Genomic DNA, 24223 nt, shown 5'->3' with positions numbered 1-24223 from the left:
TCGTTTTCACGAGGCCCCACCAGGCGTTGTCAGCGCGTGCCGTTCTTCGCGAACTGGAGCACGTCGTCGGCATTCTCCTGCGTGACGAACGCAGGTCCCGAGTTGACCGGCTGGCCACCACCGAGGTCGTTGCCGTTGAGGTCCTTGAGGTACAGGGTGGTCACCCCGAGGTAGCCCTGGACGTACGGCTGCTGGTCGACGGCGAAGAGGATCTTGCCGTCCTGGATGTTGGTGATGACGTCCTCGGACAGGTCGAACGTCGCGACCTTCGCGCCACTGCCTGACTGCTCGACCGCTGCGACCGCGTCGATCGCGTACTGCCCACCGAGGGTCAGCATACCGTCGACGGCGGAGTCCGCCTGGAGCTTGGAGGTGATGCTCGCCTGGACGGCCGCGTCGTCGGTGCCGTCGACCTGGAGGTTCTCGACCTTGCCGCCGAGCGTCTCGTTGACGGCCTTGCACCGCTCCTCGAGACCGACGTTGCCGGCCTCCTGGATCACGCACACGACGTTCTTGAGGCCCTCGGACTTGAGCCGCTCCCCCACGGCCTTGCCGGCGATGGCCTCGCTCTGACCGATGTGGGTGATCGCGCCGAACTCCTGGAACCGGTCGACGCCGGAGTTGATCGTGACGACCGGGATACCGGCGCTGACGGCTCCCTTGATGGCCGTCTCCAGGCCGTCGGGGTTGGCCATGGAGACGACGATGCCGTCGACCTTGTCGGCGACCGCGCCGTCGATCTTCTGCGCCTGGCCGGCCGGGTCGGGATCGCTCTCGTAGCGGACGGTGACTCCGTAGTCGTCCGCGGCCTGCTCGCCCCCGGACTTCACCCGGTCCCAGAAAGCGTCGCCCGAGCTGGAGTGCGTGATGACGGCGTAGGTGAAGTCCTTCTTGTTGTCTGACGCGCCGTCGTCCTGGCCCGTACCGCTGCACGCGGTCAGCGTCAGCGCTGACGCCGCGACGACTCCGAGGAGCCTGAGTTTGTTCATGACTGGCGATCTCCTTGCTGTTCTGTGATGGTCCCGAGATGGTGGCGCTGGGCCGCCTTGTGCTGCTCGTACGTGGTTCGGGCGGCCCGGGTCGTGTCGAGGGTCGACACCTCCGAGACGGGGACGTCCCACCAGGCCGGACTGTCCGGCGCCGGGACGAGCGGATCGGTCTCGACGTGGATCACGGTCGTACGCTCCGACGCCTTCGCGCTGCGCAGCGCCGCCCTGAGGTCGTCGAGGCCCTTGGCCACGATCACGTCGGCCCCCAGCGACGCGGCGTTGGCGGCCAGGTCGACCGGAAGACGTTCGCCGTCGAGGCCGGTAGGCGTCCGATAGCGGTACCGCGTGCCGAAGCGCTGCGAGCCGAGCGACTCCGACAGCGCACCGATCGAGGCGAAGCCGTGGTTCTGTACGAGCACGACGATGATCTTGACATCCTCCGCGACCGCAGTGACCAGCTCGGTCCCCATCATGAGGTACGAGCCGTCCCCGACCATCACCACCACGTCGCGCGGATCACCGGTGTCGTCGGCCGCCAGCTTCACCCCGAGACCGCCCGCGATCTCGTATCCCATGCACGAGAAGCCGTACTCCACGTGGTAGCCCTTGCGGTCGCGCGTACGCCACAGCTTGTGGAGGTCACCCGGCATGGACCCCGCCGCGCACACCACCACGTCGCGCGGGTCGGTGCCGTCGTTGACAGCGCCGATCACGGCCGACTGCGCGAGCAACGGCTCGTTCTCGACCGCGTACGCCGCCTCGACGACGGCATCCCAAGCGCGGGCGCGCTCCGTCGCCTCGCTGGTGTGCTCCGCCGGCGCCCGCCACCCCTCCAGCGCGACCCCGAGCGCCTCCAGACCGGCGCGGGCATCGGCGACGAGCGCGAGCCCGGACTGCTTGTGAGCGTCGACGCTCGCCACGTTGAGGTTCACGAAGCGCACCTCGGGACGCGCGAACACCGTCCGGGAGGCCGTGGTGAAGTCGCTCCACCGGGTGCCGACCCCGATGACGACGTCGGCCTCGTTGGCGAGAGCGTCGGCGGCATCGCTCCCGGTCGCACCGATCGCCCCGACGGCCTGCGGGTGGTCGTACGGCAGGGACCCCTTGCCCGCCTGGGTCTCGGCGACCGGGATGCCGGTGGCCTCCGCGAAGCGGCGGAGCGCACCGTCGGCACCGGAGTAGATGACGCCGCCGCCGGCGACGAGCAGCGGTCGCCGCGCCGACCGGACGAGGGCGGCGGCCCGCTCGACGGCCGCGGCCTCCGGCACCGGCCGGGCGACATGCCACACCCGCCGGTCGAACAGCGCCTCGGGCCAGTCGTACGCCTCGGCCTGGACGTCCTGGGGCAGGCAGAGCGTGACCGCTCCGGTGTCGGCGGGGTCGGTGAGGACCCGCATCGCGGCCAGCAGCGCGGACGGGAGCTGCTCCGGGCGCTCGATGCGGTCCCAGTAGCGCGAGACCGGGCGGAGTGCGTCGTTGACCGACGCCGTCATGCTGGCCGGGTCCTCGAGCTCCTGGAGGACGGGGTTGGCGACCCGGGTCGCGAACACGTCGCCCGGGAGCAGCAGCACCGGCAGTCGGTTGATCGTGGCGAGCGCCGCACCGGTGACCATGTTCGTCGAGCCCGGCCCGACCGACGCCGTCACCGCGAACGCGGCCAGCCGGTCGCGCTGGCGGGCGTAGGCGACGCTCGCGTGGACCATCGCCTGCTCGTTGCGGCCCTGGAGGTAGCGCAACCGTCCCGGGTCGTCCGACAGCTCCCGCTCGAGCAGCGCCTCCCCGATGCCGGCGACGTTGCCGTGCCCGAAGATGCCCCAGCACCCTGCGAAGAAGGCGTTCTCGGCACCGTCGCGTTCGACGTGCTGCACCTCCAGGAAACGGACGACGGCCTGGGCGACGGTCAGTCGGGTCGTGGTCATCGGGGTCCTCCCATCGGGAGCCGGGGATCGACCGGCTGCGTCGTCCACGTGTCGCGCACCCAGGCGTGCTGGGGATCATCGCTGATGAGCCACGCCCGCTCGTGACCGGGGCCTGCCATCACGTTGAGGTAGTAGAGGTCGTAGCCGGGTGCCGCCATCGACGGGCCGTGCCAGCCGTACGGGATGAGGACCGCGTCGCCCGAGCGCACCTCGGCGAGGACGTCGATGTCCGCACCGTCGTGCCCGTACACGCGCTGGTAGCCGAAACCCGCCCCGTGCGGGCCGTCGGCGACCTCGAAGTAGTAGATCTCCTCCAGCGCACTCTCACCGTCCCCGTCCTCGTCGTGCTTGTGCGGCGGGTAGGACGACCAGTTGCCTCCTGGAGTGAGCACCTCGCACACGATCAGCCTGTCGGCCTCGAAGGTGCCCGGCAGGCAGAGGTTGTGGACCTGCCGGCTGGCGTGGCCCGCGCCGCGCAGCTCGAGGGGCACGTCGACCACCGGTTGGTGCCGGAACGCGAGAGTACGGTCGCACCGCGCCGAGGCCAGCGCGAACCGGCCGCCCTCCTCGCTCACGACCTCGAAGTCCGCCCCCCGAGGCACGTACACGAAGTCGCTCGGTCCGGTGAAGACGTCGGGCCGTCCGGCGACGACGTGCACCTGGTCCCCGCAACGGACCCGGCAGGAGCCCGACAGCGACAGCACGAGGACCTCGGTGTCGTCGGTGGCGGCGCCGTACGACTCGCCTGCGGCCAGCCGCAGCACCCGCAGCCCGCTGAACTCCCACCCCGCCACCTCCGGCGTGACCTCGAGGGCGGTCGAGCCTTCGGCAGCGCTGTGCAGCACATGACGGCTCATCGGGCGATCATCTCCACCGTCGCGTCCACGGCGGCCTCCACGTCGCCGTCGGGGGGATAGAGGAGCGAGCGACCCACGACCATCCCGCGCACCTGCGGGCTGGTCAGAGCCTTGGACCAGGCTGCGAACTGAGCCCCCTGGTCGGCCGACACCTCGCCGCCGAGGAGCACCACCGGCAGCGTGGTCGCGGCGAGGACCGACTCCATGTCGTCGACGACCGGGAGCTTCAGCCACGTCCGCGCGGAGGTCCCGCCGAGACCCGCGGCGACCGAGGCCGCGCGCACCACAGCCTCGGTCGTGAGGTCGTTGCGGACCCGGCCCCGGTCGTCTCGGTGGGAGATGAACGGCTCGACCATCGCCGCGAGCCCGTGGGCGGCGAGGTCGTCGACCGCACGTGCGCAGGCTTCCATCGTCCGCACGGTAGCGGGGTCCGTCGGGTCGATGCGCAGCAGCATCTTGCCACCCTGGAGACCTGCCCGGTCGATCGCCGCAGCCTCGTACCCGGTGAAGCGGTCGTCGATCTCGAAGCTCGTGCCGGCGAGACCGCCGCGGTTCATCGACCCGAGCACCACCTTGCCCTCGAGAGCGCCCAGGAGGAGCAGGTCGTCGACGAGGTCGGCGGTGCCGAGGAATCCGTCCACACCAGGACGGTCGAGCGCCCTCACGATCCGGTCCAGCAGGCGGGCCCGGTCCCCCATGGCCAGCGGCTCGTCTCCGGCGCGCAGTGCACCGCGGGCAGGGTGGTCGGCAGCGACGAGCAGGAGCCGCCCGGTCTGGCCGGTCAAGCCCTCCGGTCGCCTCCGGCCGCGGGCGAGCCGCGCGATCCGGTCGGGGTCGCGGACCCGCGCGTCGACGAGGTCGGCGACGGCGGCGTCGGTCACGCGCGCGATCACGCGGCTCGTCCGAGCATCGTCGTCACCTGGTCGACGTCCGGCATCGCATCGGCACACGCGAGCTGACCGGCGACGTACGCGCCGGCGGCGTTGGCGAACTCCAGCGTCCGGCGCAGGTCCCAGCCCGCCAGCAACCCGTGGCAGAGGGCGCCACCGAAGGCGTCACCGGCCCCCAGTCCGTTGACGACGTCCACGGCGACCGGCGGCACCACCACGTGCTCGCGCCGGTCCGACCCGAGCACGCCGGCCGGGCCCTGCTTGACGACGGCCAGGTCCACCCCGGCGTCGCGCAGAGCCTTCGCCGCGGACTCGGGGTCGGACTCGCCGACCGCGACCTGACACTCCTCGCGGTTGCCGACGGCCACCGTGACGTACGGCAGCGCTCGCGCCACCTGCGCGGTCGCCTCCGCGGCCGACGACCAGAACATCGACCGGTAGTCCAGGTCGAGGACGGTGACGCCGCGCCTGCCTCGTGCCTCGAGCGCGGCCAGGGTCGCTTCCCGGCTCGGCTCCTCGGCGAGACCGGTGCCGGTGACCCAGAAGACATCAGCCGCACGCACCGCGTCCAGGTCGAGCTCGTCGGCGCGGATCTGCAGGTCGGGCGCGGTGGGGAGGCGGTAGAAGTAGAGCGGGAAGTCGTCCGGCGGGAAGATCTCGCAGAACGTGACCGGGGTCTGCAGGCCCGCCACGGCCGTCACGAACCGGTCGTCGACGCCGAAGCCGTCGAGCGCGCGGTGGACGAACCGGCCGAAGGGGTCCTCGCCGGTGCGGGTGATCACCGCCGCCCGGCGCCCGAGCCGGGATGCAGCGACGGCGACGTTGGTCGGGCTTCCGCCGAGGAACTTGGCGAACGACGTCACCTCGTCGAGACCGACCCCGATCTGCTCCGGATAGACGTCGACACCGACCCGGCCCATCGTGAGCACCTCGAAGCCGGTCACGAGGCGAGCCCTTCGAGGTAGGCAAGGCTCGTGCGCACGTCCTCGAGGGGTCCGTCCCCCGTCGGGTCACCGTCGAGCATCACGTCCTGCTCGAGGACGTACCAGCCGTCGTAGCCGCGCTCCTCGAGCGTGGTGACGAGCCCGACGACGTCGACGTCGCCGCGACCGAGCGGGCGGAAGAGACCACCGCGGACGGCCTCGCTGAAGGAGACGGAGCCTTCGTGGACCTCGGTCGCGAGCCGCGCGTCGACGTCCTTGAGGTGCACGTGCCTCACCCGCTCGGCGTGCACCTTGGCCAGCGGCAGCGGGTCGACACCGGCCGCCATCAGGTGACCGGTGTCGAGGCACAGCGCCACCCGTGACCGGGCCATGACCGTCCCCACGTCCTCAGCCCTCTCGACCACCGTGCCCACGTGCGGGTGGAGCGCGAGGCTCAGACCGCGCGCCCGGACACGGTCGTCGAGAACATCGAGGTTCACGCAGAGCGTGCGCCACTGCTCGTCGGTCAGCTCCGGGCGCGCGTCGTACCCGGTCACGCCCGTGGCGGCGGCAAGGACGACGACCATCGCGCCGGCAGCGACGCAGGCGTCGGCGAAGGCGTCGAGCTCGGGCGCCGGGTCGTGACCGGCGTCGTGGAGCACCACCGGAAGGAATCCGCCGACCGCCGTCAGCCCGTGCTCACCCAGCGTCCGTGCCCTGGTCGCCGGCTCCCGTGGCAGCCAGCCCTCGGGGCCGAACTCGGTCGCCGTCAGGCCCAGCCGGCTCATCTCCTCGAGCACCCGCTCCACCGGCAGCTGGAACCCCCACCCGTCGACCTCGCTCACACCCCACGAGATCGGGGCACCCGCGATGCGGCCACGCTCCATCGTCACCCGCCTCCGTCGATGCTTCACCTGATCCGTCAGTGTGACGTGGAGCACAATCGACTGTCAACGATTTGTCCGGACATATAGACCTAGTGGCCGCACCCGCCCCTATAGTGCTCGCATGGGTGCGCGGCCGGAGATCTCGCTGGACCGCTCGAGCCCGGTCCCTCTTTACTTCCAGATGGCCGAGCAGCTCGAGGGCGCGATCGTCAGCGGCACGCTCGCACCCGGTGACAAGCTGGACAACGAGCTCGTCCTCGCCGACCGGCTCGGACTCTCGCGCCCCACGGTCCGCCAGGCGATCCAGGTGCTCGTCGACAAGGGCATGCTCGTCCGCAAGCGAGGCGTCGGGACGCAGGTGGTGCACGGCAGGGTCAGCCGTTCGGTCGAGCTCACCAGCCTGCACGACGACCTGACCGCGGCCGGGCAGGCCCCCCGTACGGAGGTGCTGAGCCTCGCTCGCCTCGAGGCGAGCGAGGAGAGTGCGCGCGCCCTCCAGCTGGAGCCGGGCAGCCCGGTCTGGTCGCTCGAGCGGGTCCGCTACATCGGCGACGAGCCACTCGCGCTCATGCAGAACCTGCTCCCCGCCTCGCTGCTCGACCTCGCCGCGGTCGACCTGGCCGACAACGGCCTGTACGCGGCACTGCGCCGCGCCGGGATCTGGATGCGGGTCGCCAAGCAACGGATCGGCGCCCGTCGCGCCGACGCGCGGGAGTCGCGGCTCCTCGGCGAGCGCAGGGGGGCGCCCCTCCTCACGATGCAGCGCACGGCGTACGACGACGCCGGGCGTGCGGTCGAGTACGGCGAGCACGCCTACCGCCCCGACCTCTATGCGTTCGAGCTCACCCTCGTCGACCGCTGAGCCGCACCAGCGAGCCCTCGGCGCGAGGTCGGCGACGCCGCCCCCGCCGTGCACGACGACGCACCGAGCGGGCCATGTCGGCCGCGCCGATCATCCCCGCGTCGTTGCCGAGGTGGGCGCGCACGATCAACGCCTCCGGGCGGAAGCCTCGACCGGTGAGCGTCCTCCGGAACGACTCGCGCGCAGGCTCGAGCAACAGCTCGTCGGCGTCGGAGACTCCCCCGCCGATCACGAACAACGCCGGGTCGAACGCAGCCGCCAGGTTGGCGATGCCGATCCCGAGCCACGCGCCGACGTCCTCCAAGCACCGCAGAGCGTCTTCGTCCCCGTCACGCGCCAGCTCCGACACCACCAGCCCGCTCACCTGGTCCGGGTCACCGTCGAGGCGCTCCAGCAGCCGCTTGCCGTAGTCGTCGCCGCGATCCATCGCCTCGCGTGCGTCCCGGATCAGCGCATTGCCGCTCGCGTACTGCTCGAGGCAGCCGTGGTTGCCGCACTCGCACGCCCGGCCGTCCGGCACGACGATCATGTGCCCGAACTCCCCCGCGATGCCGTACCGGCCGCGGTGTGGGCGCCCGTCGATCACCAGCGCCCCGCCGATGCCGGTGCCGAGGGTGAGACAGACCATGTACTCCTCGTTCTGGGCGGCACCGAACCGCCACTCCGCCCAGCCGGCGGCGTTGGCGTCGTTGTCCACCAGGACCGACAGCCCTGTACGCCGCTGCACCGCGTCCCGCAGCGGCTCGTGCCGCCACGCCAGGTGCGGGGAGAAGAGCACGGTGGACTGCGTCGCGTCGACGAAGCCCGCCGCGCCGATGCCGACGGAGGTGACGTAGTGGTGCCGTCGTAGCGTCGCCACGATGTCCGCGATCGCGTCGAGGACCGCCATCGGGCTGGTCGTCGGCGTGTCCCGGCTCAGACGTGCCAGGACGTGACCGTCGAGGTCCACCACACCGGCCTTGACCCGAGTGCCACCGATGTCGATCCCGATCGAGAGCCGCTCAGCCATCGTGCCTCGTCACCGCGCGCGAGCGAGGTCGGCGGCACCGATCATGCCGGCGTCGTTGCCCAGGCTCGCGGGCCGCAGCGTCGCCTGCGGACGATAGACCGGGGCCGAGAGCGTACGGAGGAACGACGCGTGCGCGGGCTCGAGCAACAACGCCCCTGCCTTGGCGACACCACCCCCGATTGCGACCACGCTCGGGTCGATGACCGCCGCCAACGACGCGATGCCCTCTCCGAGCCACCGGCCGACGTCGGCGATGAGCTCGATGGCCAGAGGGTCGCCCTTCTGGGCCTGCTCGGTCACCATCTGCCCCGTGATCCGCGTGACGTCACCGTCGATCAGCGCGGCCAGGGGCTGCGCCTGCGCCATCCCCGCACTGATCCGGTCGCGGGTCTCGCGCACCAGCGCGCGGCCTGAGGCGTACTGCTCCCAGCACCCGTACTGGCCGCAGCCGCACCGGATCCCGGCGGGGACCATCCGCAGGTGACCGATCTCACCGGCGACGCCGAACGCGCCCCGGTCCAGGCGTCCACCCTGGATGATCCCGCCACCGATGCCGGTGCCGACCGTGACGAGGAGCATGTCGTCGACGTCGGCCCCCGCCCCGAACCGGAACTCGCCCCACGCCGCGGCGTTGGCGTCGTTCTCGATCACCACGGGAAGGTCGATGAGGTCTTCGAGGCGGTCGGCGAGCGGTTCGTCGATCCACTTGATGTTGGGGGCGAACAGCACGGAGCGCCGCGCGGCGTCGACGAACCCGGCGGCGCCCACACCGACGGCCTCCACCTGGTGGTCTCGCTTGAGGGCGTTGACGGACCGGCCGACGGCGTCCCCGATGAGGGTGGGGTCCGTCGCCGGCGTCTCCAGCTGGTCGTGAGCGATAACGGTGCCGTCCACGTCGACGACGCCCACAGCGATCTTGGTGCCGCCGATGTCGACGCCGACCGTCAGCCCCATGGCTCGTCCTCCCCGTCCCTGTCCGCCGGCCCGTCGGCGGCCGCCCGCCCGGACGCGTGCGGCGGACGCGTCTGCGCCCACGCGTCCACCACACCACGCGCGGCGAGGGTGAGCGAGGCCAGGGCCGACGTCAGGTGGTCGGCCACCTCGGGGCGCGCGTGACGCACGACTGTCATGAGCTGGCACAGGGGGCAGGAGTCGCAGGTCTCGGGACGATGCTCGGCCGACGAGGTGTCGTCGGCTCCTCGCCGGCCCTGCGACGCCTGGTCGGCGAGCACGCGAGCGAGCTTGAGGGCCTCCTGCGCGAGGGTGCCGACATGGTCGTCGCCGGTGTGTTCGGTCATGCCTCTCCTCGTGCAGAGAACCTGGGGACGTGCGAGCGCGGTCGTCAGATCCTATCGAGACGCGCGCCTCGCCACGTCGTCCCGGTCACACCTCGGATGACTCGACGCGCTTCTTGAGGCCCTTGAGAGCTGTCTCGATGATGACCTTCTCCGCCTTGCGACGGAGCATCCCCAGCAGCGGGATGGAGACCTCGACAGCGAGACGGTAGGTGACGCGGGTCCGCCCGTCCTCGAGGGGTTCGAGGACGTAGGCCCCGTCCATGCCCGTGACCATGGACCCCGGCTCGGTGACTCGCCAGTCGACCTCACGGTCGCCGTCCCAGGTGTAGCCGAGGGTGTAGGTGTCGCGGATCGGCGTGGCGTCGAGGACGAACTGCACCTCGGTGGGGCGTGCCCGGAACTCGTCGAGCTCCACGACCCGCGCCTCTTTCACCCCCGTCGCCCACGAGGGGTACGACGCGAAGTCGGCGATGACCGCCATGATGACGCCGGGATCGGCGTCGACCACGATGTCGCTGGTCGTCTGGTCAGTCATCCAGAGCCCTCCTGGTCGTCGGTGCTGCGGCCGACCCTATCGCGCATCCCGGACGTCCTCGGTCGGGGCAGCCCCGCGCTGCGCTGTGGCGGGCGGCTCCCCGACGGGCCGTCCGACGTCGAGAGTGTCCCGGACCTGGGTCACCCATCGCTTCAAGCGCTCCCGTACGTCGCGCTCCATCCGCCGGGCGCCCTGCGTCGACATCCCCGGCGCGCTCGGGTCCGCCTGCAGGAACAGGTGCACGATCGTCCCCTCGGGCGCCTGCTCCAGCCACACCTCGGCCGTCCCGTCGAGCGTGCCGCTCACGCTCCACCGCTTGCCGCGGTCGCCCCGGTCCTCGAAGCACCGCAGCTCCAGGCCGGGCAGCACCTCGGACCAGCCGGACTCCGCGCAGAGAACCTCGCGCAACTGGCGCTGCGGCACGGGCGCGTACGTCTGGTCGATCACGTCCACCGCCGGCATCGAGGTCTCCTTCGCAGGTGCTCCGAGTGGTGAATGTAACCTGCCCCAGGGGGAGTACGTCGTGTCGGCGTACCCAGATCACTCGATCGGAGGCAGAGTGCGTACCTACGCGACCCCAGCCACGTACCAGGTCCCAGAGACGGGCAGCATCACCAACGACATCCTGGTGCGGGTTGACGAGGACCCTGACCGGGTCGCCTTCCAGCGCAGGGTCTCCGGCGCCTGGACCGACGTCACCATCGCGCAGTTCCGCGACGAGGTCGTCTCCCTCGCCAAGGGGTTCGTCGCCGCCGGAGTCGCGCCGGGAGATCGTGTCGGTCTCCTTTCCCGCACGCGCTACGAGTGGACGCAGGTCGACTACGCGCTGTGGTGGATCGGTGCCGTCTCCGTCCCCATCTACGAGTCCTCGTCGGTCGAGCAGATCTCGTGGATCCTGTCCGACTCCGCCGCGGTGGGCTGCGTCGTGGAGAACGAGGAGCACGCGGAGCGGGTCGCGGCGTCCGGCACCGATCTCACCGACCTCAAGAACGTGTGGGTCATCGACTCCGGTCTGGACACTCTCGCCGCGTCGGGTGCCGTCATCTCCGACGCCGACCTTGCCGCCCGTCGTGACGCCGTGGCTCCGTCGGACCTCGCCACGATCATCTACACCTCCGGCACGACCGGACGCCCCAAGGGCGCAGAGATCACGCACGCCAACTTCATGTTCGAGCTCGGCGACGTCATCGACGTGCTTCCTGAGCTGTTCCACGACAACTCCGTGACGCTGCTCTTCCTGCCGCTGGCGCACGTCTTCGCCCGCATCGTCGAGGTCGGCTCCATCCGGGCAGGCGCGAAGCTCTCGCACTCCCCGGACGTCAAGAACCTCCTCCCCGAGCTGGCGGAGATCAAGCCGACGTTCCTCCTGGCCGTCCCACGCGTGTTCGAGAAGATCTACAACGGCGCCAGCCAGAACGCCCACGCGTCCGGCAAGGGCAAGATCTTCGACGTCGCGACCTCGACGGCGATCGCCTACAGCCGGGCGCGCGAGAGCGGCAAGCGCATCGGCCCGGTCCTCAAGGCGAAGCACACGCTGTTCGACCGGCTGGTCTACGCCAAGCTTCGCGACGCCATGGGCGGGCACGTCGAGCACGCGATCTCCGGCGGCGCTCCGCTGGGCGAGCGGCTCGCGCACTTCTTCTCGGGCATCGGCATCCCGGTGATCGAGGGGTACGGCCTCACCGAGACCACGGCCGCGCTCGCGGCGAACCTCGCCGGCGACTCCAAGATCGGCACCGTCGGGCGCCCTCTGCCGGGCACCGAGGTCCGGGTCGCCGATGACGGCGAGCTGCTGTTCCGCGGCGGACAGGTGTTCCGGGGTTACTGGAACGCGCCGGAGGCGACGGCGGCCGCGTTCGACGAGGACGGCTGGTTCCACACCGGTGACATCGGTGAGATCGACTCCGACGGCTTCATCTCCATCACGGGCCGCAAGAAGGAGATCATCGTCACCGCCGGCGGCAAGAACGTCGTGCCCGCGGTCCTCGAGGACCGCATCCGGGCGCACGTCCTGGTGAGCCAGGCGGTGGTCGTGGGCGAAGGCAAGCCCTTCGTCGGCGCACTCATCACGCTCGACCAGGAGTCGATCGGCTCGTGGCTCGAGAACCACGGCAAGCCGGCTGATACGCCGATCGAGCAGCTCGCTGACGATCCCGACGTGCTGGCGGCCGTGCAGACCGCGGTGGACGAGGCCAACTCCCACGTGTCCCGAGCGGAGGCGATCCGCAAGTTCCGGGTCCTCGCCAAGGACTGGACCGAGGAGGGCGGCCAGATCACACCGACCCTCAAGCTCAAGCGCAACGTCGTGATGCGTGAGCACCGCGACGACGTCGAGGCCCTGTACGGCTAGGCCCCAACCCCACGCAGACAGCAGCCCCCGGCGCACACGCGCTGGGGGCTGCTGTCGTCCGTGAGGGTTCGGAGCTGCTGCCCAGGGGTGGCCGCACGTCGTACGCAGAAGAGCCACGACCCGAGACGGGTCGTGGCTCTTCGTACGGAGCGGAGGCGGTCAGCCGACGCGACGCACTCCGCTGACCGGCATGACGTCCACCGAGACGATCTCGACGCTGCGCCCGGGACGCGGGGCGTGGATCAGCTTGCCGTTGCCGATGTAGATGCCGACGTGGCTGACCGGGCTGTAGTAGAACACCAGGTCGCCCGGGCTCATCGACGACCGCGACACCGAGGAGCCCATCCCGGACTGCGCGGAGGACGAATGCGGGAGCGACACGCCGGCCGCGCCGAACGCCTTCATCGTCAGGCCCGAGCAGTCCCAGCTGCCGGGGCCCGCAGAACCGTAGGAGTAGGGCTCGCCCAGCTGCGCCATCGCGAAGTCGATCGCCTTCTTGGCCCGCCCGGACGCGTTCACCTTCGGGGCGCTGGTCGACGGACGGTCTTCGCTGCGGCTCGGACCACCGTGGTCGTTGTCGTAGACCTCTTCGCGCTCAGCAGGAGTCAGGCTCGCGACGAGAGCCTCGGCCTTGGTGACGCGATCGTCGAGCTTGGCCTTCTGCTTGGTCATCTCCTTCTGCGACTCCGAGATGATCTCGAGCTTGGAGGAGAGCTGCTCACGGCGGACCTTGAGCTCTCCGGCCTCGCGCTCGAAGGCGGCCAGCCGGTCGGCCTGGGTGCTGTTGTAGGACTGGAGCGCCGTCAGGCCCTCCAGGAACTCGTCGACATCGTCGCTCGCGAGCAGCTGGGTGGTCGGGCCCATCGGGGAGCTCGACAACCGCTCGGTGACGGTCTTGGCGAGGGCGTTGCGGACGTCCTCGACCTCAGCCTGCTGCGCCTTGACGTCGGTCCGGAGCTTCTTGATCTGCTTCTTGGCTCCGTCGACCTCGGTCCGGAGCTCGAGGAAGCGCTCGTTGGCCTGCTCGGCCTCGTGGCTGAGCTCGGCGACCTTGCGCTGGGCCTCGGACAGGCTCGGCGTCTGGGGGTCTGCTGCGCTGGGGGACGCGGTGAGCGTGGCAGCGAGGACCAACCCGGACCCGGCGGCGACTGCTGCCCTCATCGACAGCTTTCGGCCGTTCCGCACTCGGCGGCTCCTTCACGTTCTCGACGCCTACCGGGTGAGCTGACGGGTTCGGGCCAAGAACGTGCCCTACCGTCCGAGCGGACGGATTCACCCCAGGAACGTGGGTCCCCGGCTCCAGCGTCGATCGGGGGATCTCGGCCGAACTAGGCGGCGTGCCTGCGCCCTCCGGGGTAGAGAACTCCTCAGACACGCGAGCCTCACCCTATGCGCCAACGGGGTGGGGAATCAACGTGAAGCAGTGGGAAAGTCAGATCTCTCTCGCGGGCGGCGGTGGTTGGGTGAGAAAGCTCACACGTCGTCGATGGTCTCGCTGTCGGTCTGGGTCACGAGGCGGAGCGGAGACACGAGGCCGGCGGCGCTCAGCGCCTGGAGCGCGGCACCCTCGTCGGCGTCGATGCTGACGCCCTCGTCGGGGGCACCGAGCAGCGCGGTCACCACGCAGTCGCCGCATGCCTGGGGCCGGGCGAGGCAGCGACCGCAGTCGATGGTCAGAAGCTCGCCGTGACCCGTCGCCGGGCCCGGCTGCTGATGGAGCACGCGGGATTCGTCCATGCCCTGGACGCTACGCAGCCGCTCTGACACAAACCCGTCGTGCGACACGCCGTACGCCCCGACGGCCGGACATGTCAGCGGACGCACCTACCGTCGTTCCCATGACCCTCGCCCCCGAAACCGCTCCCCCGCCGACCGTCCCGGTTCCCGCGGTCGAGGGCACCGCGGTCGAGGGCACCGCGGTCCAAGGGACTCTCGACGAGCTGGGTCGAGACCTGTCGGGCATCACGTTCTGCGTCGTCGACCTCGAGACGACGGGCGGCTCGGCGGCCGCCGGCTCCATGATCACCGAGATCGGTGCGGTCAAGGTCCGCGGCGGAGAGGTCCTGGGTGAGTTCCAGACCCTCGTCGACCCCGAGGGTCCGATCCCGACGTTCATCACGGTCCTCACCGGCATCACCGACGCGATGGTCGTGGCCGCCCCGAGGATCGGCGAGGCGCTGCCGTCGTTCCTGGAGTTCGCCCGGGGCACCGTGCTCGTCGCGCACAACGCTCCCTTCGACGTCGGCTTCCTCAAGCACTTCACCCAGCACCTCGGGCTGGCCTGGCCCGGCTTCGAGACGCTCGACACCGCCCGCATCGCCCGTCGCGTCCTGCTGCGCGACGAGGTCCCCAACTGCAAGCTGAGCACGCTCGCGCGCCACTTCCACGCCGCCACCACCCCCAACCACCGCGCCCTCGCCGACGCCCGCGCGACGGTCGACGTCCTCCACGCGCTCCTCGAGCGCCTGGGCACCATGGGGGTGTCGACGATGGAGGAGCTCGCCACCTTCAGCTCCCGGGTCAGTCCCGCCCAGCGCAAGAAGAGCCGGCTCGCCGACCACCTCCCCCACCTCCCCGGCGTCTACCTCTTCCGCGACCGTCACGAGAACGTCCTGTACGTCGGGACCTCCAAGGACCTCCGTGCGCGGGTCCGCTCCTACTTCACCTCCAGCGAGACCCGCACGCGGATGGGCGAGATGGTGGCGCTGGCGACCCGCGTCGAGGGCATCACGTGTGCGACGGCCCTGGAGGCGCAGGTGCGCGAGCTGCGGTTGATCGCACACCACAAGCCGCCCTACAACCGCAGGTCCCGACACCCCGAGCGTGCGACCTGGATCAAGCTCACCCGAGAGCCGTGGCCCCGCCTCTCGTTCGTCCGCAAGACCGACGACGACGCCGACTACCTCGGTCCCTTCACGCGCCGCTCGTCCGCCGAGCGTGTCGCGGCGACGCTCTACGAGGCGTTCCGCATCCGCCAGTGCTCCGGACGGCTCCCGCGCCGTCCGTCACGCAGCGCGTGCGCCCTCGCCGAGATGGGCAGCTGCCTCGCACCCTGCGACGGCACCGCCACCCCCGAGACGTACGCGGCCGAGGTCGACCGCGTCCGGACGGCTCTCACGCTCGACCCCACCGTGGTGGTCGATGCCTCGACCGACCGCATGCGCACGCTCTCGGGGCAGGGACGCTTCGAGGACGCCGCCCATGAGCGAGACCGGCTCGTCGCGCTCGTCCGTGCCACCCACCGCAGCCAGCGGCTCGCCGCGCTGCTCTCGTGCGCCGAGGTGGTCGCAGCACGCCCCCTCGACCCGCAGTGGCGGGAGTGGGAGGTCCACGTCGTACGCCACGGACGTCTGGTCGCCTCCGGGGTGATGCCGGCCTCGACGCCGTCCGGTCCGTGGGTGGAGGCGCTCCGGTCGACCGCCGAGACGATCGTGCCCGACGAGACACCGGCTGCCACCGCGGCCGAGTCCGAGCTGGTCCTGCGCTGGCTGGAGTCCGACGGGGTCCGCCTCGTCGACCTCGACGGCGAGTGGGCCAGCCCGGTACGCGGCGCCGGTCGGCACCTGCCCATCGTCGAGGCTGCCGAGCGATCACGTGCGGCCGCTGCGCCCTTCGACGAGGCGCGAGGCGAGGGCTGGCGGACCGAGCACCGCCCACGCCGCTGACGAGTAGGCTGCAGCCCGTACGCCGACTCGTCCGCAGGAGGACCCGTGATCACCGCGATCGTGTTCATCAACGCCGAGGTCGACCGCATCCCGGAGGTCGCCGAGGAGGTCGCCGCGCTCGACGGCGTGAGCGAGGTCTACTCCGTCACCGGACACATCGACCTGATCGCGCTCGTCCGGGTGCGGCGCACCGAGGAGATCGCCGACGTGGTCGCCGACCGCGTCAACAAGGTCCCGGGAGTGCGGTCGACCGAGACGCACATCGCGTTCCGCACCTACTCCCAGCACGACCTCGAGGCAGCCTTCAGCATCGGTGGCGACTTCGAGTGATCGTGCGCCGCTGACCGCGCCCCGCGTCGGTCAGCTCTCGCGCTGCGACGCGTCGGCCCACACCGCGAGCGCCTCGCGGGCCGCCCCGGAGTCGAGCGCCTCACGGGCGCGAGCGACGTTGCGCTCCATCCGGGTCACGAGGTCGTCCTCGCCTCCCTCGTACGCCGCCAGCCCCGCGGCGGCGTTGAGCACGACCGCGTCGCGGACGGGCCCCTGCTCGCCCGCGACCACACGTCGGAAGACGTCGGCGTTGAAGGCCGGGTCGCCTCCGCGCAGCGCCTCGGGGGGAGACGGCGCGATCCCGACCTCGGTGGGGTCGAAGGTGTGCTCCGCCACGGACTTCTGACCGTCCGGACCCGACACGACCCACACCCGCGAGGTCGTCGTCGTCGTGATCTCGTCGAGGCCGTCGTCGCCACGGAAAACGAGCGCATCGAGCCCGCGCCGCGCGAAGACGCCGGCGACGACGCTCGCCATCCTCGCGTCGGCGACACCCACCGCCATCGCGGCGGGCTTCGAGGGGTTGGTGAGCGGCCCGAGGAAGTTGAAGGCGGTCGGGATGCCGAGCTCCTTCCGCGGCGCCGCGGTGAAGCGGAACGACGAGTGGAAGACGGGGGCGAAGCAGAAGGTGATCCCCACCTCACCCGCGAGCGACGCCACGCGCTGGGGTGTGAGGTCCAGCCGGACCCCGAGCTCCTCGAGGACGTCGGCCGCCCCGCTGGCGCTCGACGCAGCGCGGTTGCCGTGCTTGACCACCAACGCACCGGCACCGCGCATGGTCACCGCCGACATCGTCGAGATGTTGACGGTCTTGGCGCGGTCACCTCCGGTCCCGACGATGTCGACGGTCCGGCCCTCGACCTCGATCAGCCTCGCGTGGTCGAGCATGGTCGCCGCGAGTCCCTCGACCTCGGCGACGGTCTCACCCTTCGCCCTCAGCGCCACGGCGAAGCCGGCGATCTGCGCGGCCGTGGCGTTGCCGGAGAGGATCTCCTCCATCGCCCACGCCGTCTGCCCTGCCGTGAGGTCCTCGCCTGCCACGAGCCCGCCGAGGACCTCCGGCCAGCGGGTCGCGACCGTCATGCGGAGGCCGTGGTCGCCGCGGGGGCGATGAGGCCGAGGACGGCGTTCGCGAGCTTGAGCGGGTCGATCGGGTGGCTCGCGATGCCGTCGGCGCGCGACCAGGTCGCGAGCCAGACGTCCTGGTCCCGCGCGGTCAGCACCAGGAGCGGCGGGCACTGGAAGATCTCGTCCTTCAGCTGGCGCGCGACGCCCATGCCACCCGCCGGCGTCGCCTCGCCGTCGAGGATCGCCAGGGCGATGCCACCGGCGTCCATGTGCTGGAGCACCACCGGGAGCGTCGCGCACTCGACGTACTCGACGGGCGGCAGGTCGGGGTGGATCCGACGGCCGAGGGCGGTCGTCACCTGCGTGCGGGTGTCACCGTCGTCGGAGTAGACGAGGACGCGCAACGGGAGTTGACGTTCGGATGCGACATCAGTGCTGGGATCGGTCACAGCGCGATCGTAGCGACTCGCGAGGGCGTGAGGCAGGGGCCGGGGATGCCTCGCACAGGTCGGGGGTTAATAATGACACCCGTGGCGACGACATCTGTGATCCCAGCATCCCGCCTGCACGGGCAACCCAACCGACCCTCGCAAGTGACGGTCGGGACCGTGGTCTGGCTGTCGAGCGAGCTGATGTTCTTCGCGGCCCTCTTCGCCGCGTACTTCACCATCCGTGCGGTGAGCCCGGAGCTGTGGGCGGCGGAGACGGCCAAGCTCAACGTCCCGTTCGCCACGGTCAACACGACCATCCTCGTGCTGTCCTCGGTCACCTGCCAGTGGGGCGTCTTCGCCGCCGAGAAGGGCAAGGTCGGCCGCAGCGGACGCATCTGGCAGATCGGCCAGTGGGGTCTGCGCGAGTGGTTCGCCCTCACCTACGTGATGGGCGCCGTCTTCGTCGCCGGCCAGGCCACCGAGTACGTCGAGCTGATCCACGAGAACGTCACGCTCTCGTCGTCGGGCTACGGCTCGGTCTTCTACCTCGCCACCGGCTTCCACGGTCTGCACGTCATCGGCGGTCTCATCGCCTTCCTCCTCGTGATCGGCCGTACCTTCATGGCGCGTCGATTCACCCACGAGCAGGCGATCTCCGCAATCGTCGTGTCCTACTACTGGCACTTCGTCGACATCGTGTGGGTCGGGCTCTTCCTGACCATCTACGCCCTGCAGTAGGGCCCCCGTCCTCGACCCGTCCTCGACGGCTCCGGCGACGAATTCTCTACCAGAAGATCTGAATCAAGGTTTAATCGAAGGAGACGCCCCTGCCGGGGGCGTCCCTGGCAAGGGGAACGAGGTTCACTCCGTGCGGTTCTTGTCCACCCACCGAAGGCACCCTCTCGCGGGTTACGCGGTGCTGCTCTTCGGACTGCTCGTCGCGGGAGCGCTGTACGCCTCCCTCGCTCCGGGGAAGGCCGACGCCGACACGGCGAGTGACACCGCCAAGGTGGAGCAGGGCCGCGAGCTGTTCCTCGTCGGCTGCGCCAGCTGCCACGGCATGAACGCCGAGGGCGTCATGACCAAGAGCGGCGGCAACTTCGGCCCCTCGCTGATCGGTGTCGGCGCGGCGTCGGTCGACTTCCAGGTGTCCACCGGTCGTATGCCGCTGGCTCAGACCGCGCCCCAGGCACCCCGCAAGGATCCTGTCTACGACGAGGAGGAGACCGACGCGCTCGCCGCATACGTCGCCAGCCTCGCCCCCGGCCCTGCGGTCCCTGACGAGGAATACACCGACGTCTCCGACCTCTCTGAGGAGGAGCTGACCCGCGGCGGTGAGTTCTTCCGTACGAACTGCACCGCGTGCCACAACTCCGTCGGCGCCGGCGGCGCCCTGCCCAGCGGCCGCTACGCCCCCTCCCTGCGGGGCGTGAGCGCGAAGCACATCTACGAGGCCATGCAGACCGGCCCGCAGCAGATGCCGGTGTTCAGCGACGACGTCGTCACGCCTGAGGACAAGCGCGCCATCATCGGCTACATCAAGTCCGTCGAGTCGCAGCCCCAGGGCGGCTTCGGTGGCGGTGGCCTCGGCCCCGTCGTGGACGGCATGTTCGCCTGGATCATCGGAATCGGCGGTCTCGTCGCCGTCAGCGTCTGGCTGGCAGCGCACGGCGCCCGGGTGAAGAAGAAGAGGTCATGAGCCCCGAATCGCACGACGAGCAGCCGACTGACGACGTCGCCGTCCCGGCGCGCAACGACATCGAGCCTGCCGAGCCGATCGAGAACCCGGGGCTGCCCGAGCATCTCCCGCGTCCCACCGACGTGGATCCCAAGCTGGCCAGGCGCGCCGAGCGTCAGGTCGCCGGGATGTTCACCGCCGCCATCGTGCTCGCCCTGGCCTTCTGCGTCGCCTACTTCACGATCCCCAGGGACGCGGAGGTCTTCGGCTGGTTCTCGCTGAACCTCGCCCTCGGGCTCACCCTCGGCCTGGCGCTGTTCCTCATCGGCATCGGGGCCATCCAGTGGGCCAAGAAGCTGATGTTCGACCAGGAGATCATCGAGATGCGCCACCCGGCGCGCTCGTCGGACGAGGACCGCGAGGCGGCGCTCGTCGCCGTCGGCCAGGGCGTGTCCGAGTCGGGCTTCGGTCGCCGGCCGCTGATCCGCAACTCCCTCATCGGCGCCGTGGCCTTCCTCGGTCTGCCGGCCATCATCATGCTGCGCGACCTCGGCCCACTGCCGGGCGACAAGCTGTTCAAGACGGTCTGGCGACGCGGCATGCGGGTCGTCAACGACGTCTCGGGCATCCCGCTGCGTCCGGGTGACATCGAGGTCGGCCAGCTCGTCAACGCCCAGCCCGCGATCCTGTTCGAGACCGACAGCCACGGCCACGCGCTGTTCCACGGCACGGACCTCCTGCAGGCCAAGGCCAAGGCGTCCGTGATCGCGGTCCGGATCCGGCCCGACGACATCAAGCCGCGCAAGGGCCAGGCCAACTGGGACGTGGACGGCATCATGGTCTACTCCAAGATCTGCACGCACGTCGGCTGCCCGATCTCCCTCTGGGAGCAGCAGACCCACCACCTGCTCTGCCCGTGCCACCAGACCACCTACGACCTCGCTGACGGCGGCAAGGTCATCTTCGGCCCCGGACACCGCCCGCTCCCCCAGCTCCCGCTCGCGGTGGACCAGGACGGTTATCTGATCGCGACCAGCGACTTCCACGAGCCGGTCGGCCCGAGCTTCCCAGAGGTGGAGCAGAACCGTGACTGACACCATGAGCACTCCCACGACGCCGCTCCAGGACACCAAGTTCGGCAAGAAGTCCGCCGGACCCGTCGGGTGGCTCGACGAGCGCGTCGGCCTCGCCGGCCTCGTGCGCAAGAACATCCGCAAGGTGTTCCCGGACCACTGGTCGTTCCTGCTGGGCGAGATCGCTCTCTGGAGCTTCGTCGTCCTGCTGCTGACCGGGACGTTCCTGACCTTCTGGTTCCAGCCGAGCATGACCGAGATCGTCTACGACGGCCCGTACGAGCCGATGCGTGGCCTCGAGATGTCGCAGGCCTACGCCTCGACCCTCGACATCTCGTTCGACATCCGCGGCGGTCTGCTGGTCCGGCAGATCCACCACTGGTCTGCTGCGCTGTTCATGGCGGCGATCATCGCCCACATGCTCCGTGTGTTCTTCACCGGCGCGTACCGCAAGCCGCGTGAGCTCAACTGGATCATCGGTATCGGCCTGTTCGCGATCGGCTTGATCGAGGGCTTCGCCGGTTACTCGCTGCCGGACGACCTGCTGTCGGGCACCGGGCTGCGCTTCGTCGACGGACTGATCCGGTCGATCCCGGTCGTCGGGTCCTACCTCGAGTTCTTCGTCTTCGCCGGGGAGTTCCCGGGTGACCTGATCATCCCGCGGCTCTACATGGCGCACATCTTCTTGCTGCCGGGCCTCCTCCTCGGCCTGATCGCCGCCCACATGGTGCTTCTCGTCTACCACAAGCACACGCAGTGGCCTGGCCCCGGACGCACCGAGAAGAACGTCGTCGGGTTCCCCATGCTCCCCGTCTACGCGGCGAAGGCGGGCGGCTTCTTCTTCGTGGTCTTCGGCTTCACGACGCTGATGGCGGCGGTCATCCAGATCAACCCGATCTGGGCGTACGGCCCCTACAACCCGTCCGAGGTGACCGCGGGCTCGCAGCCCGACTGGTACATGGGCTGGGTCGAGGGCGCGGTCCGCATCATGCCCAACTGGGAGTTCACCGTCGGTCCGGAGCAGTACTCGCAGACGTTCTCGCTCAACGTCTTCATCCCGGCCGTCCTCCTGATGGGCCTGCTCTTCACGGTGCTCGCGATCTGGCCGTTCTTCGAGTCGTGGGTCACCGGCGACAAGGAGGAGCACCACCTCCTCCAGCGTCCGCGCAACGCCCCGACCCGCACCGCGTTCGGCGTCGCCGGCATGACGTTCTACGGCGTCTGCTGGATCGCCGGCGGCAACGACATCATCGCGTTGAAGTTCAACCTGGACATCTTCACGATCACGTGGATCTGTCGTATCGGGGTGTTCCTCGGGCCGGTGATCGCGTTCATCATCACGCGGCGGATCTGCATCAGCCTGCAGCGCAAGGACAACGACGCTCTGCTCCACGGCTACGAGACGGGCATCATCGTCCGCTCCGCCGAGGGGTCGTACGCCGAGGCCCACGCGCCGCTGCCGCGGGACGTCGCGTACGCGCTCACCGCGCGTCCTCGGGTTCCCGAGCTCACCGCAGCGGTCGACGAGGACGGCAACGGGGTCCGCAACCCGCAGGGTCGCAAGGCAAGGCTGCGGGCGTGGGCGAAGCGGTTCTTCTTCGCGCACGACGTGGACAAGCCGACTCAGGCCGACGTCGATGCCGCGGCACACCACTTCCACGACGAGGTGTACCCGCCGCACGACCTCCCGGACGACTTCAGCGGAGTCAGCGAGACGGGCGTGCCCAAGCAGCACTGAGGTCCAGCCTCACGAGAAGGCCCCGCTCCCCCATCCGGGGGGCGGGGCCTTCTCCTTCCCCCTACCCCGGCCGGCGGGTCACTGTCTGCCGCTCGCGGGTCACTCTCGGCCGCTGGCGGGTCACTCTCGGCCGCTCGCGGGTCACTCTCGGCCGCCGGCGGGCCACTGCCTGCCGCCCGCGGGTCATCTTCTGCCGCTCGCGGGTCACTGTCTGCCGCCCGCGGGGTCACTGCCTTCCGCCCGCGGGTCATCTTCTGCCGCCCGCGGGTCACTGCCTGCCGCCGACGGGTCACTGCCTGCGCCGACGGGTCACGAACAGTGACCCGGCGGTCCACGAACACTGACCCGCGGGCCGAAGACAGTGACCCGTGAGGCGACGACAGTGACCCGCGAGGCGAAAACAGTGACCCGCGAGGCGGAGGGGTCAGGAGAGGGCCGAGCCCTTCGCGAACTGGGCGTACGAGACGTTCCAGTCCGTCCAGCCGTTCTGCGGCTCGAGAACCTTGCGGTCGGAGCGGATGAACTTCACCGGGTCCCCGATGTGGGAGATCCCGTAGAACCACGAGGCGTTGCTCGTGCTCAAGCCGGTGCACCCGTGGCTCACGTTCGCCGAGCCTTGTGAGCCCACGGACCACGGCGCGGCGTGGATGAACTCACCGGAGTTGGTCACTCGCATCGCATACCGGACGTTCTCGATGTTGTAGTACTCCGACGAGCCTTCGGCGATGCCCGTCGTCGCGGCGTCCATCCGCTTGACGGGATACTTCTCCATGATCACCTTGGTGCCGTTGCGGGTCTGGAAGCCGGGCTTGCCGGTGGTCGCCGGGATCACCCGCGCGACCTTGCCGTTGATCCTGACCGTCGCCTTGTGCCGCGCCACGTCCACCACCGTCGTCACCGCACGCTTGGTGACCGAGAAGCTGGTGTCGCGGTCCTCCTGGCCCCACACGCCCTTGGCCGTACGGACGCCGTTGATGCCTGCGTGGACCTTGACCGTGGTGCCTGCCGGCCAGTATCTCTTCGGACGGAAGTGGACCTCGGAGTCGCTGATCCAGCTCCAGGTGCCCTCCACCTTCGGTGTAGACGTCACTGCGAGGCGCTTCTCGACCTCGGCCCGCCGCGACACCGGGAGGTCGAATCGGACGATGATCGGCATCGCCACCCCGACGGTGGCGCCGCTCCTCGGCGAGATGGAGGCGTACGCCTGCTGGTCGAGCGTCAGAGACTGGGTCCGGAAGGTACGGGTCGTCGTGTCGACGTTGCCGTCCTCGTCACGGGTGCTGACGGCGACCGTGTAGCGCTTGCCGGGCTCGAGGAGACCCTTGGCCGTCCAGGCACTCCCGTCGGCCGTCAGATCGCCGGCAACAGAGGACTTCTTGGTCGCGCGCTTGCCGAAGTAGGCCGACACCGCCGTGATCGTGCCGTTGGTCGCTCCCACGGTGATCGCGGTGTCCACCGGGACGGCGCGGGCACCCTCCTCGACGTTCATGGTCACCTCGGTCGCCGGCGTAGGCGACGGCGACGACGAGGCGTTGGAGTCGCCAGCGTTATCGGCTTCCGCGTCTTCGGCGCCTGCCCCCTCGGAGCTGCCGCCGACGGCGCTGCACCCCGCCATGAGAGCACCCGCAACGAGGACGCCGAGCCATCGGCGTCCACCGTGCAGCGCGCGCTGACCGGTTTGTCTCTTCATGATCCCCCTACGAAACAGACATACGGCCTCT

General features: G+C 70.3%; 24 protein-coding genes and 1 riboswitch. Of the genes, 8 read left to right on the top strand and 16 right to left on the bottom strand.

Translation table 11 applies throughout. The features are described 5' to 3' along the window. Positions 1–29: 29 nt before the first annotated feature. Genes KV102_RS17350 through KV102_RS17325 form a run of 6 tightly spaced genes read right to left on the bottom strand, consistent with a single transcriptional unit; the run spans position 30 to position 6465 of the window. Positions 30–989: a sugar ABC transporter substrate-binding protein gene (locus KV102_RS17350; protein ID WP_220347032.1), complete on the bottom strand. Its 960-nt coding sequence runs from the start codon at positions 987–989 to the stop codon at positions 30–32. Next, complete coding sequence (iolD, locus tag KV102_RS17345) at positions 986–2908, bottom strand: 3D-(3,5/4)-trihydroxycyclohexane-1,2-dione acylhydrolase (decyclizing) (RefSeq protein WP_220347031.1); 1923 nt, start codon at positions 2906–2908, stop codon at positions 986–988. Before iolD ends, KV102_RS17350 begins: the two co-directional genes overlap by 4 nt. After that, entirely contained in the window at positions 2905–3765 is an 861-nt protein-coding gene (iolB, locus tag KV102_RS17340) for a 5-deoxy-glucuronate isomerase (RefSeq protein WP_220347030.1), read from the bottom strand. Before iolB ends, iolD begins: the two co-directional genes overlap by 4 nt. After that, entirely contained in the window at positions 3762–4658 is an 897-nt protein-coding gene (locus KV102_RS17335) for an aldolase (protein ID WP_308290359.1), read from the bottom strand. The genes iolB and KV102_RS17335 overlap by 4 nt, the downstream gene beginning before the upstream one ends. After that, positions 4655–5575 (bottom strand): 5-dehydro-2-deoxygluconokinase, encoded by a 921-nt coding sequence (gene iolC, locus KV102_RS17330; protein WP_220347193.1) that lies wholly within the window; start codon positions 5573–5575, stop codon positions 4655–4657. Before iolC ends, KV102_RS17335 begins: the two co-directional genes overlap by 4 nt. A 20-nt stretch (positions 5576–5595) precedes the next feature. Then, on the bottom strand, positions 5596–6465 hold the full coding sequence (locus KV102_RS17325; protein ID WP_220344354.1) for a TIM barrel protein: 870 nt from the start codon (positions 6463–6465) through the stop codon (positions 5596–5598). Positions 6466–6586: 121 nt separating this feature from the next. On the opposite strand from KV102_RS17325, the gene KV102_RS17320 reads away from it, so the two are divergent. Beyond that, entirely contained in the window at positions 6587–7327 is a 741-nt protein-coding gene (locus tag KV102_RS17320; RefSeq protein WP_220344353.1) for a GntR family transcriptional regulator, read from the top strand. Here KV102_RS17320 and KV102_RS17315 read toward each other — a convergent pair. The 5 genes from KV102_RS17315 to KV102_RS17295 all read right to left on the bottom strand — a co-directional run bounded on the left by KV102_RS17315 (position 7308) and on the right by KV102_RS17295 (position 10631). Further along, positions 7308–8336: an ROK family glucokinase gene (locus tag KV102_RS17315; protein WP_220344352.1), complete on the bottom strand. Its 1029-nt coding sequence runs from the start codon at positions 8334–8336 to the stop codon at positions 7308–7310. The two genes, KV102_RS17320 and KV102_RS17315, sit on opposite strands and share 20 nt — an antisense overlap. A gap of 9 nt (positions 8337–8345) precedes the next feature. Beyond that, a complete protein-coding gene (locus KV102_RS17310) occupies positions 8346–9290 on the bottom strand; it encodes an ROK family glucokinase (RefSeq protein WP_220344351.1) in 945 nt (314 codons plus the stop codon). After that, positions 9281–9634 carry a hypothetical protein gene (locus KV102_RS17305; protein WP_220344350.1) on the bottom strand — a complete coding sequence of 118 codons (354 nt, stop codon included), beginning with the start codon at positions 9632–9634 and terminating at the stop codon, positions 9281–9283. Before KV102_RS17305 ends, KV102_RS17310 begins: the two co-directional genes overlap by 10 nt. Before the next feature lie 85 nt (positions 9635–9719). Beyond that, complete coding sequence (locus tag KV102_RS17300) at positions 9720–10169, bottom strand: SRPBCC family protein (protein ID WP_220344349.1); 450 nt, start codon at positions 10167–10169, stop codon at positions 9720–9722. Between the two features lie 36 nt (positions 10170–10205). After that, positions 10206–10631, bottom strand: a complete 426-nt coding sequence (locus tag KV102_RS17295) for a hypothetical protein (protein ID WP_220347029.1) — start codon at positions 10629–10631, stop codon at positions 10206–10208. A gap of 97 nt (positions 10632–10728) precedes the next feature. Between KV102_RS17295 and KV102_RS17290 the strand changes: the two genes are divergently transcribed. Beyond that, positions 10729–12519 (top strand): long-chain fatty acid--CoA ligase, encoded by a 1791-nt coding sequence (locus KV102_RS17290; protein ID WP_220347028.1) that lies wholly within the window; start codon positions 10729–10731, stop codon positions 12517–12519. A 159-nt stretch (positions 12520–12678) separates the two neighbouring features. On the opposite strand, the gene KV102_RS19670 is transcribed toward KV102_RS17290, so the two are convergent. Continuing rightward, positions 12679–13704, bottom strand: coding sequence for an NlpC/P60 family protein (locus KV102_RS19670; protein ID WP_220344346.1), 1026 nt, complete (start codon positions 13702–13704; stop codon positions 12679–12681). Positions 13705–13712: 8 nt separating this feature from the next. After that, positions 13713–13854, bottom strand: a riboswitch (cyclic di-AMP (ydaO/yuaA leader). 138 nt (positions 13855–13992) lie between these two features. Then, entirely contained in the window at positions 13993–14256 is a 264-nt protein-coding gene (locus KV102_RS17280; RefSeq protein WP_255559404.1) for a hypothetical protein, read from the bottom strand. A 101-nt stretch (positions 14257–14357) separates the two neighbouring features. Here KV102_RS17280 and KV102_RS17275 point away from each other — a divergent pair, with 101 nt between their 5' ends. Next, positions 14358–16184, top strand: a complete 1827-nt coding sequence (locus KV102_RS17275) for a DEDD exonuclease domain-containing protein (RefSeq protein WP_220347027.1) — start codon at positions 14358–14360, stop codon at positions 16182–16184. A 45-nt stretch (positions 16185–16229) separates the two neighbouring features. Further along, the gene (locus KV102_RS17270) at positions 16230–16514 is read left to right on the top strand and encodes an Lrp/AsnC family transcriptional regulator (RefSeq protein ID WP_220344344.1); all 285 of its coding nucleotides are present in this window, start codon (positions 16230–16232) and stop codon (positions 16512–16514) included. A 30-nt stretch (positions 16515–16544) separates the two neighbouring features. Here the strand turns inward: KV102_RS17270 and trpD are convergent, their stop codons facing one another. Together trpD and KV102_RS17260 are read right to left on the bottom strand one after the other, a co-directional pair. Further along, entirely contained in the window at positions 16545–17597 is a 1053-nt protein-coding gene (gene trpD / locus KV102_RS17265; protein ID WP_220344343.1) for an anthranilate phosphoribosyltransferase, read from the bottom strand. After that, positions 17594–18031 carry a hypothetical protein gene (locus tag KV102_RS17260; RefSeq protein ID WP_220344342.1) on the bottom strand — a complete coding sequence of 146 codons (438 nt, stop codon included), beginning with the start codon at positions 18029–18031 and terminating at the stop codon, positions 17594–17596. Before KV102_RS17260 ends, trpD begins: the two co-directional genes overlap by 4 nt. 72 nt (positions 18032–18103) lie before the next feature. On the opposite strand from KV102_RS17260, the gene KV102_RS17255 reads away from it, so the two are divergent. From KV102_RS17255 to KV102_RS17240, 4 genes are all read left to right on the top strand, one after another. Continuing rightward, positions 18104–18751, top strand: a complete 648-nt coding sequence (locus KV102_RS17255; protein ID WP_220344732.1) for a heme-copper oxidase subunit III — start codon at positions 18104–18106, stop codon at positions 18749–18751. Between the two features lie 130 nt (positions 18752–18881). Next, positions 18882–19712 (top strand): c-type cytochrome, encoded by an 831-nt coding sequence (locus KV102_RS17250; RefSeq protein ID WP_220344341.1) that lies wholly within the window; start codon positions 18882–18884, stop codon positions 19710–19712. Next, on the top strand, positions 19709–20785 hold the full coding sequence (locus KV102_RS17245; RefSeq protein WP_220347026.1) for a ubiquinol-cytochrome c reductase iron-sulfur subunit: 1077 nt from the start codon (positions 19709–19711) through the stop codon (positions 20783–20785). The genes KV102_RS17250 and KV102_RS17245 overlap by 4 nt, the downstream gene beginning before the upstream one ends. A 4-nt stretch (positions 20786–20789) precedes the next feature. Next, positions 20790–22502, top strand: a complete 1713-nt coding sequence (locus KV102_RS17240; RefSeq protein ID WP_220347025.1) for a cytochrome bc complex cytochrome b subunit — start codon at positions 20790–20792, stop codon at positions 22500–22502. A gap of 424 nt (positions 22503–22926) precedes the next feature. Here the strand turns inward: KV102_RS17240 and KV102_RS17235 are convergent, their stop codons facing one another. Continuing rightward, positions 22927–24192, bottom strand: coding sequence for an Ig-like domain-containing protein (locus KV102_RS17235; RefSeq protein ID WP_220347024.1), 1266 nt, complete (start codon positions 24190–24192; stop codon positions 22927–22929). Positions 24193–24223 lie beyond the last annotated feature (31 nt).

It is taken from the genome of Mumia sp. zg.B53 (assembly GCF_019550935.1).
In the GTDB taxonomy this organism is placed as follows: domain Bacteria; phylum Actinomycetota; class Actinomycetes; order Propionibacteriales; family Nocardioidaceae; genus Mumia.
This window is presented reverse-complemented; position numbering and strand designations above follow the sequence as displayed.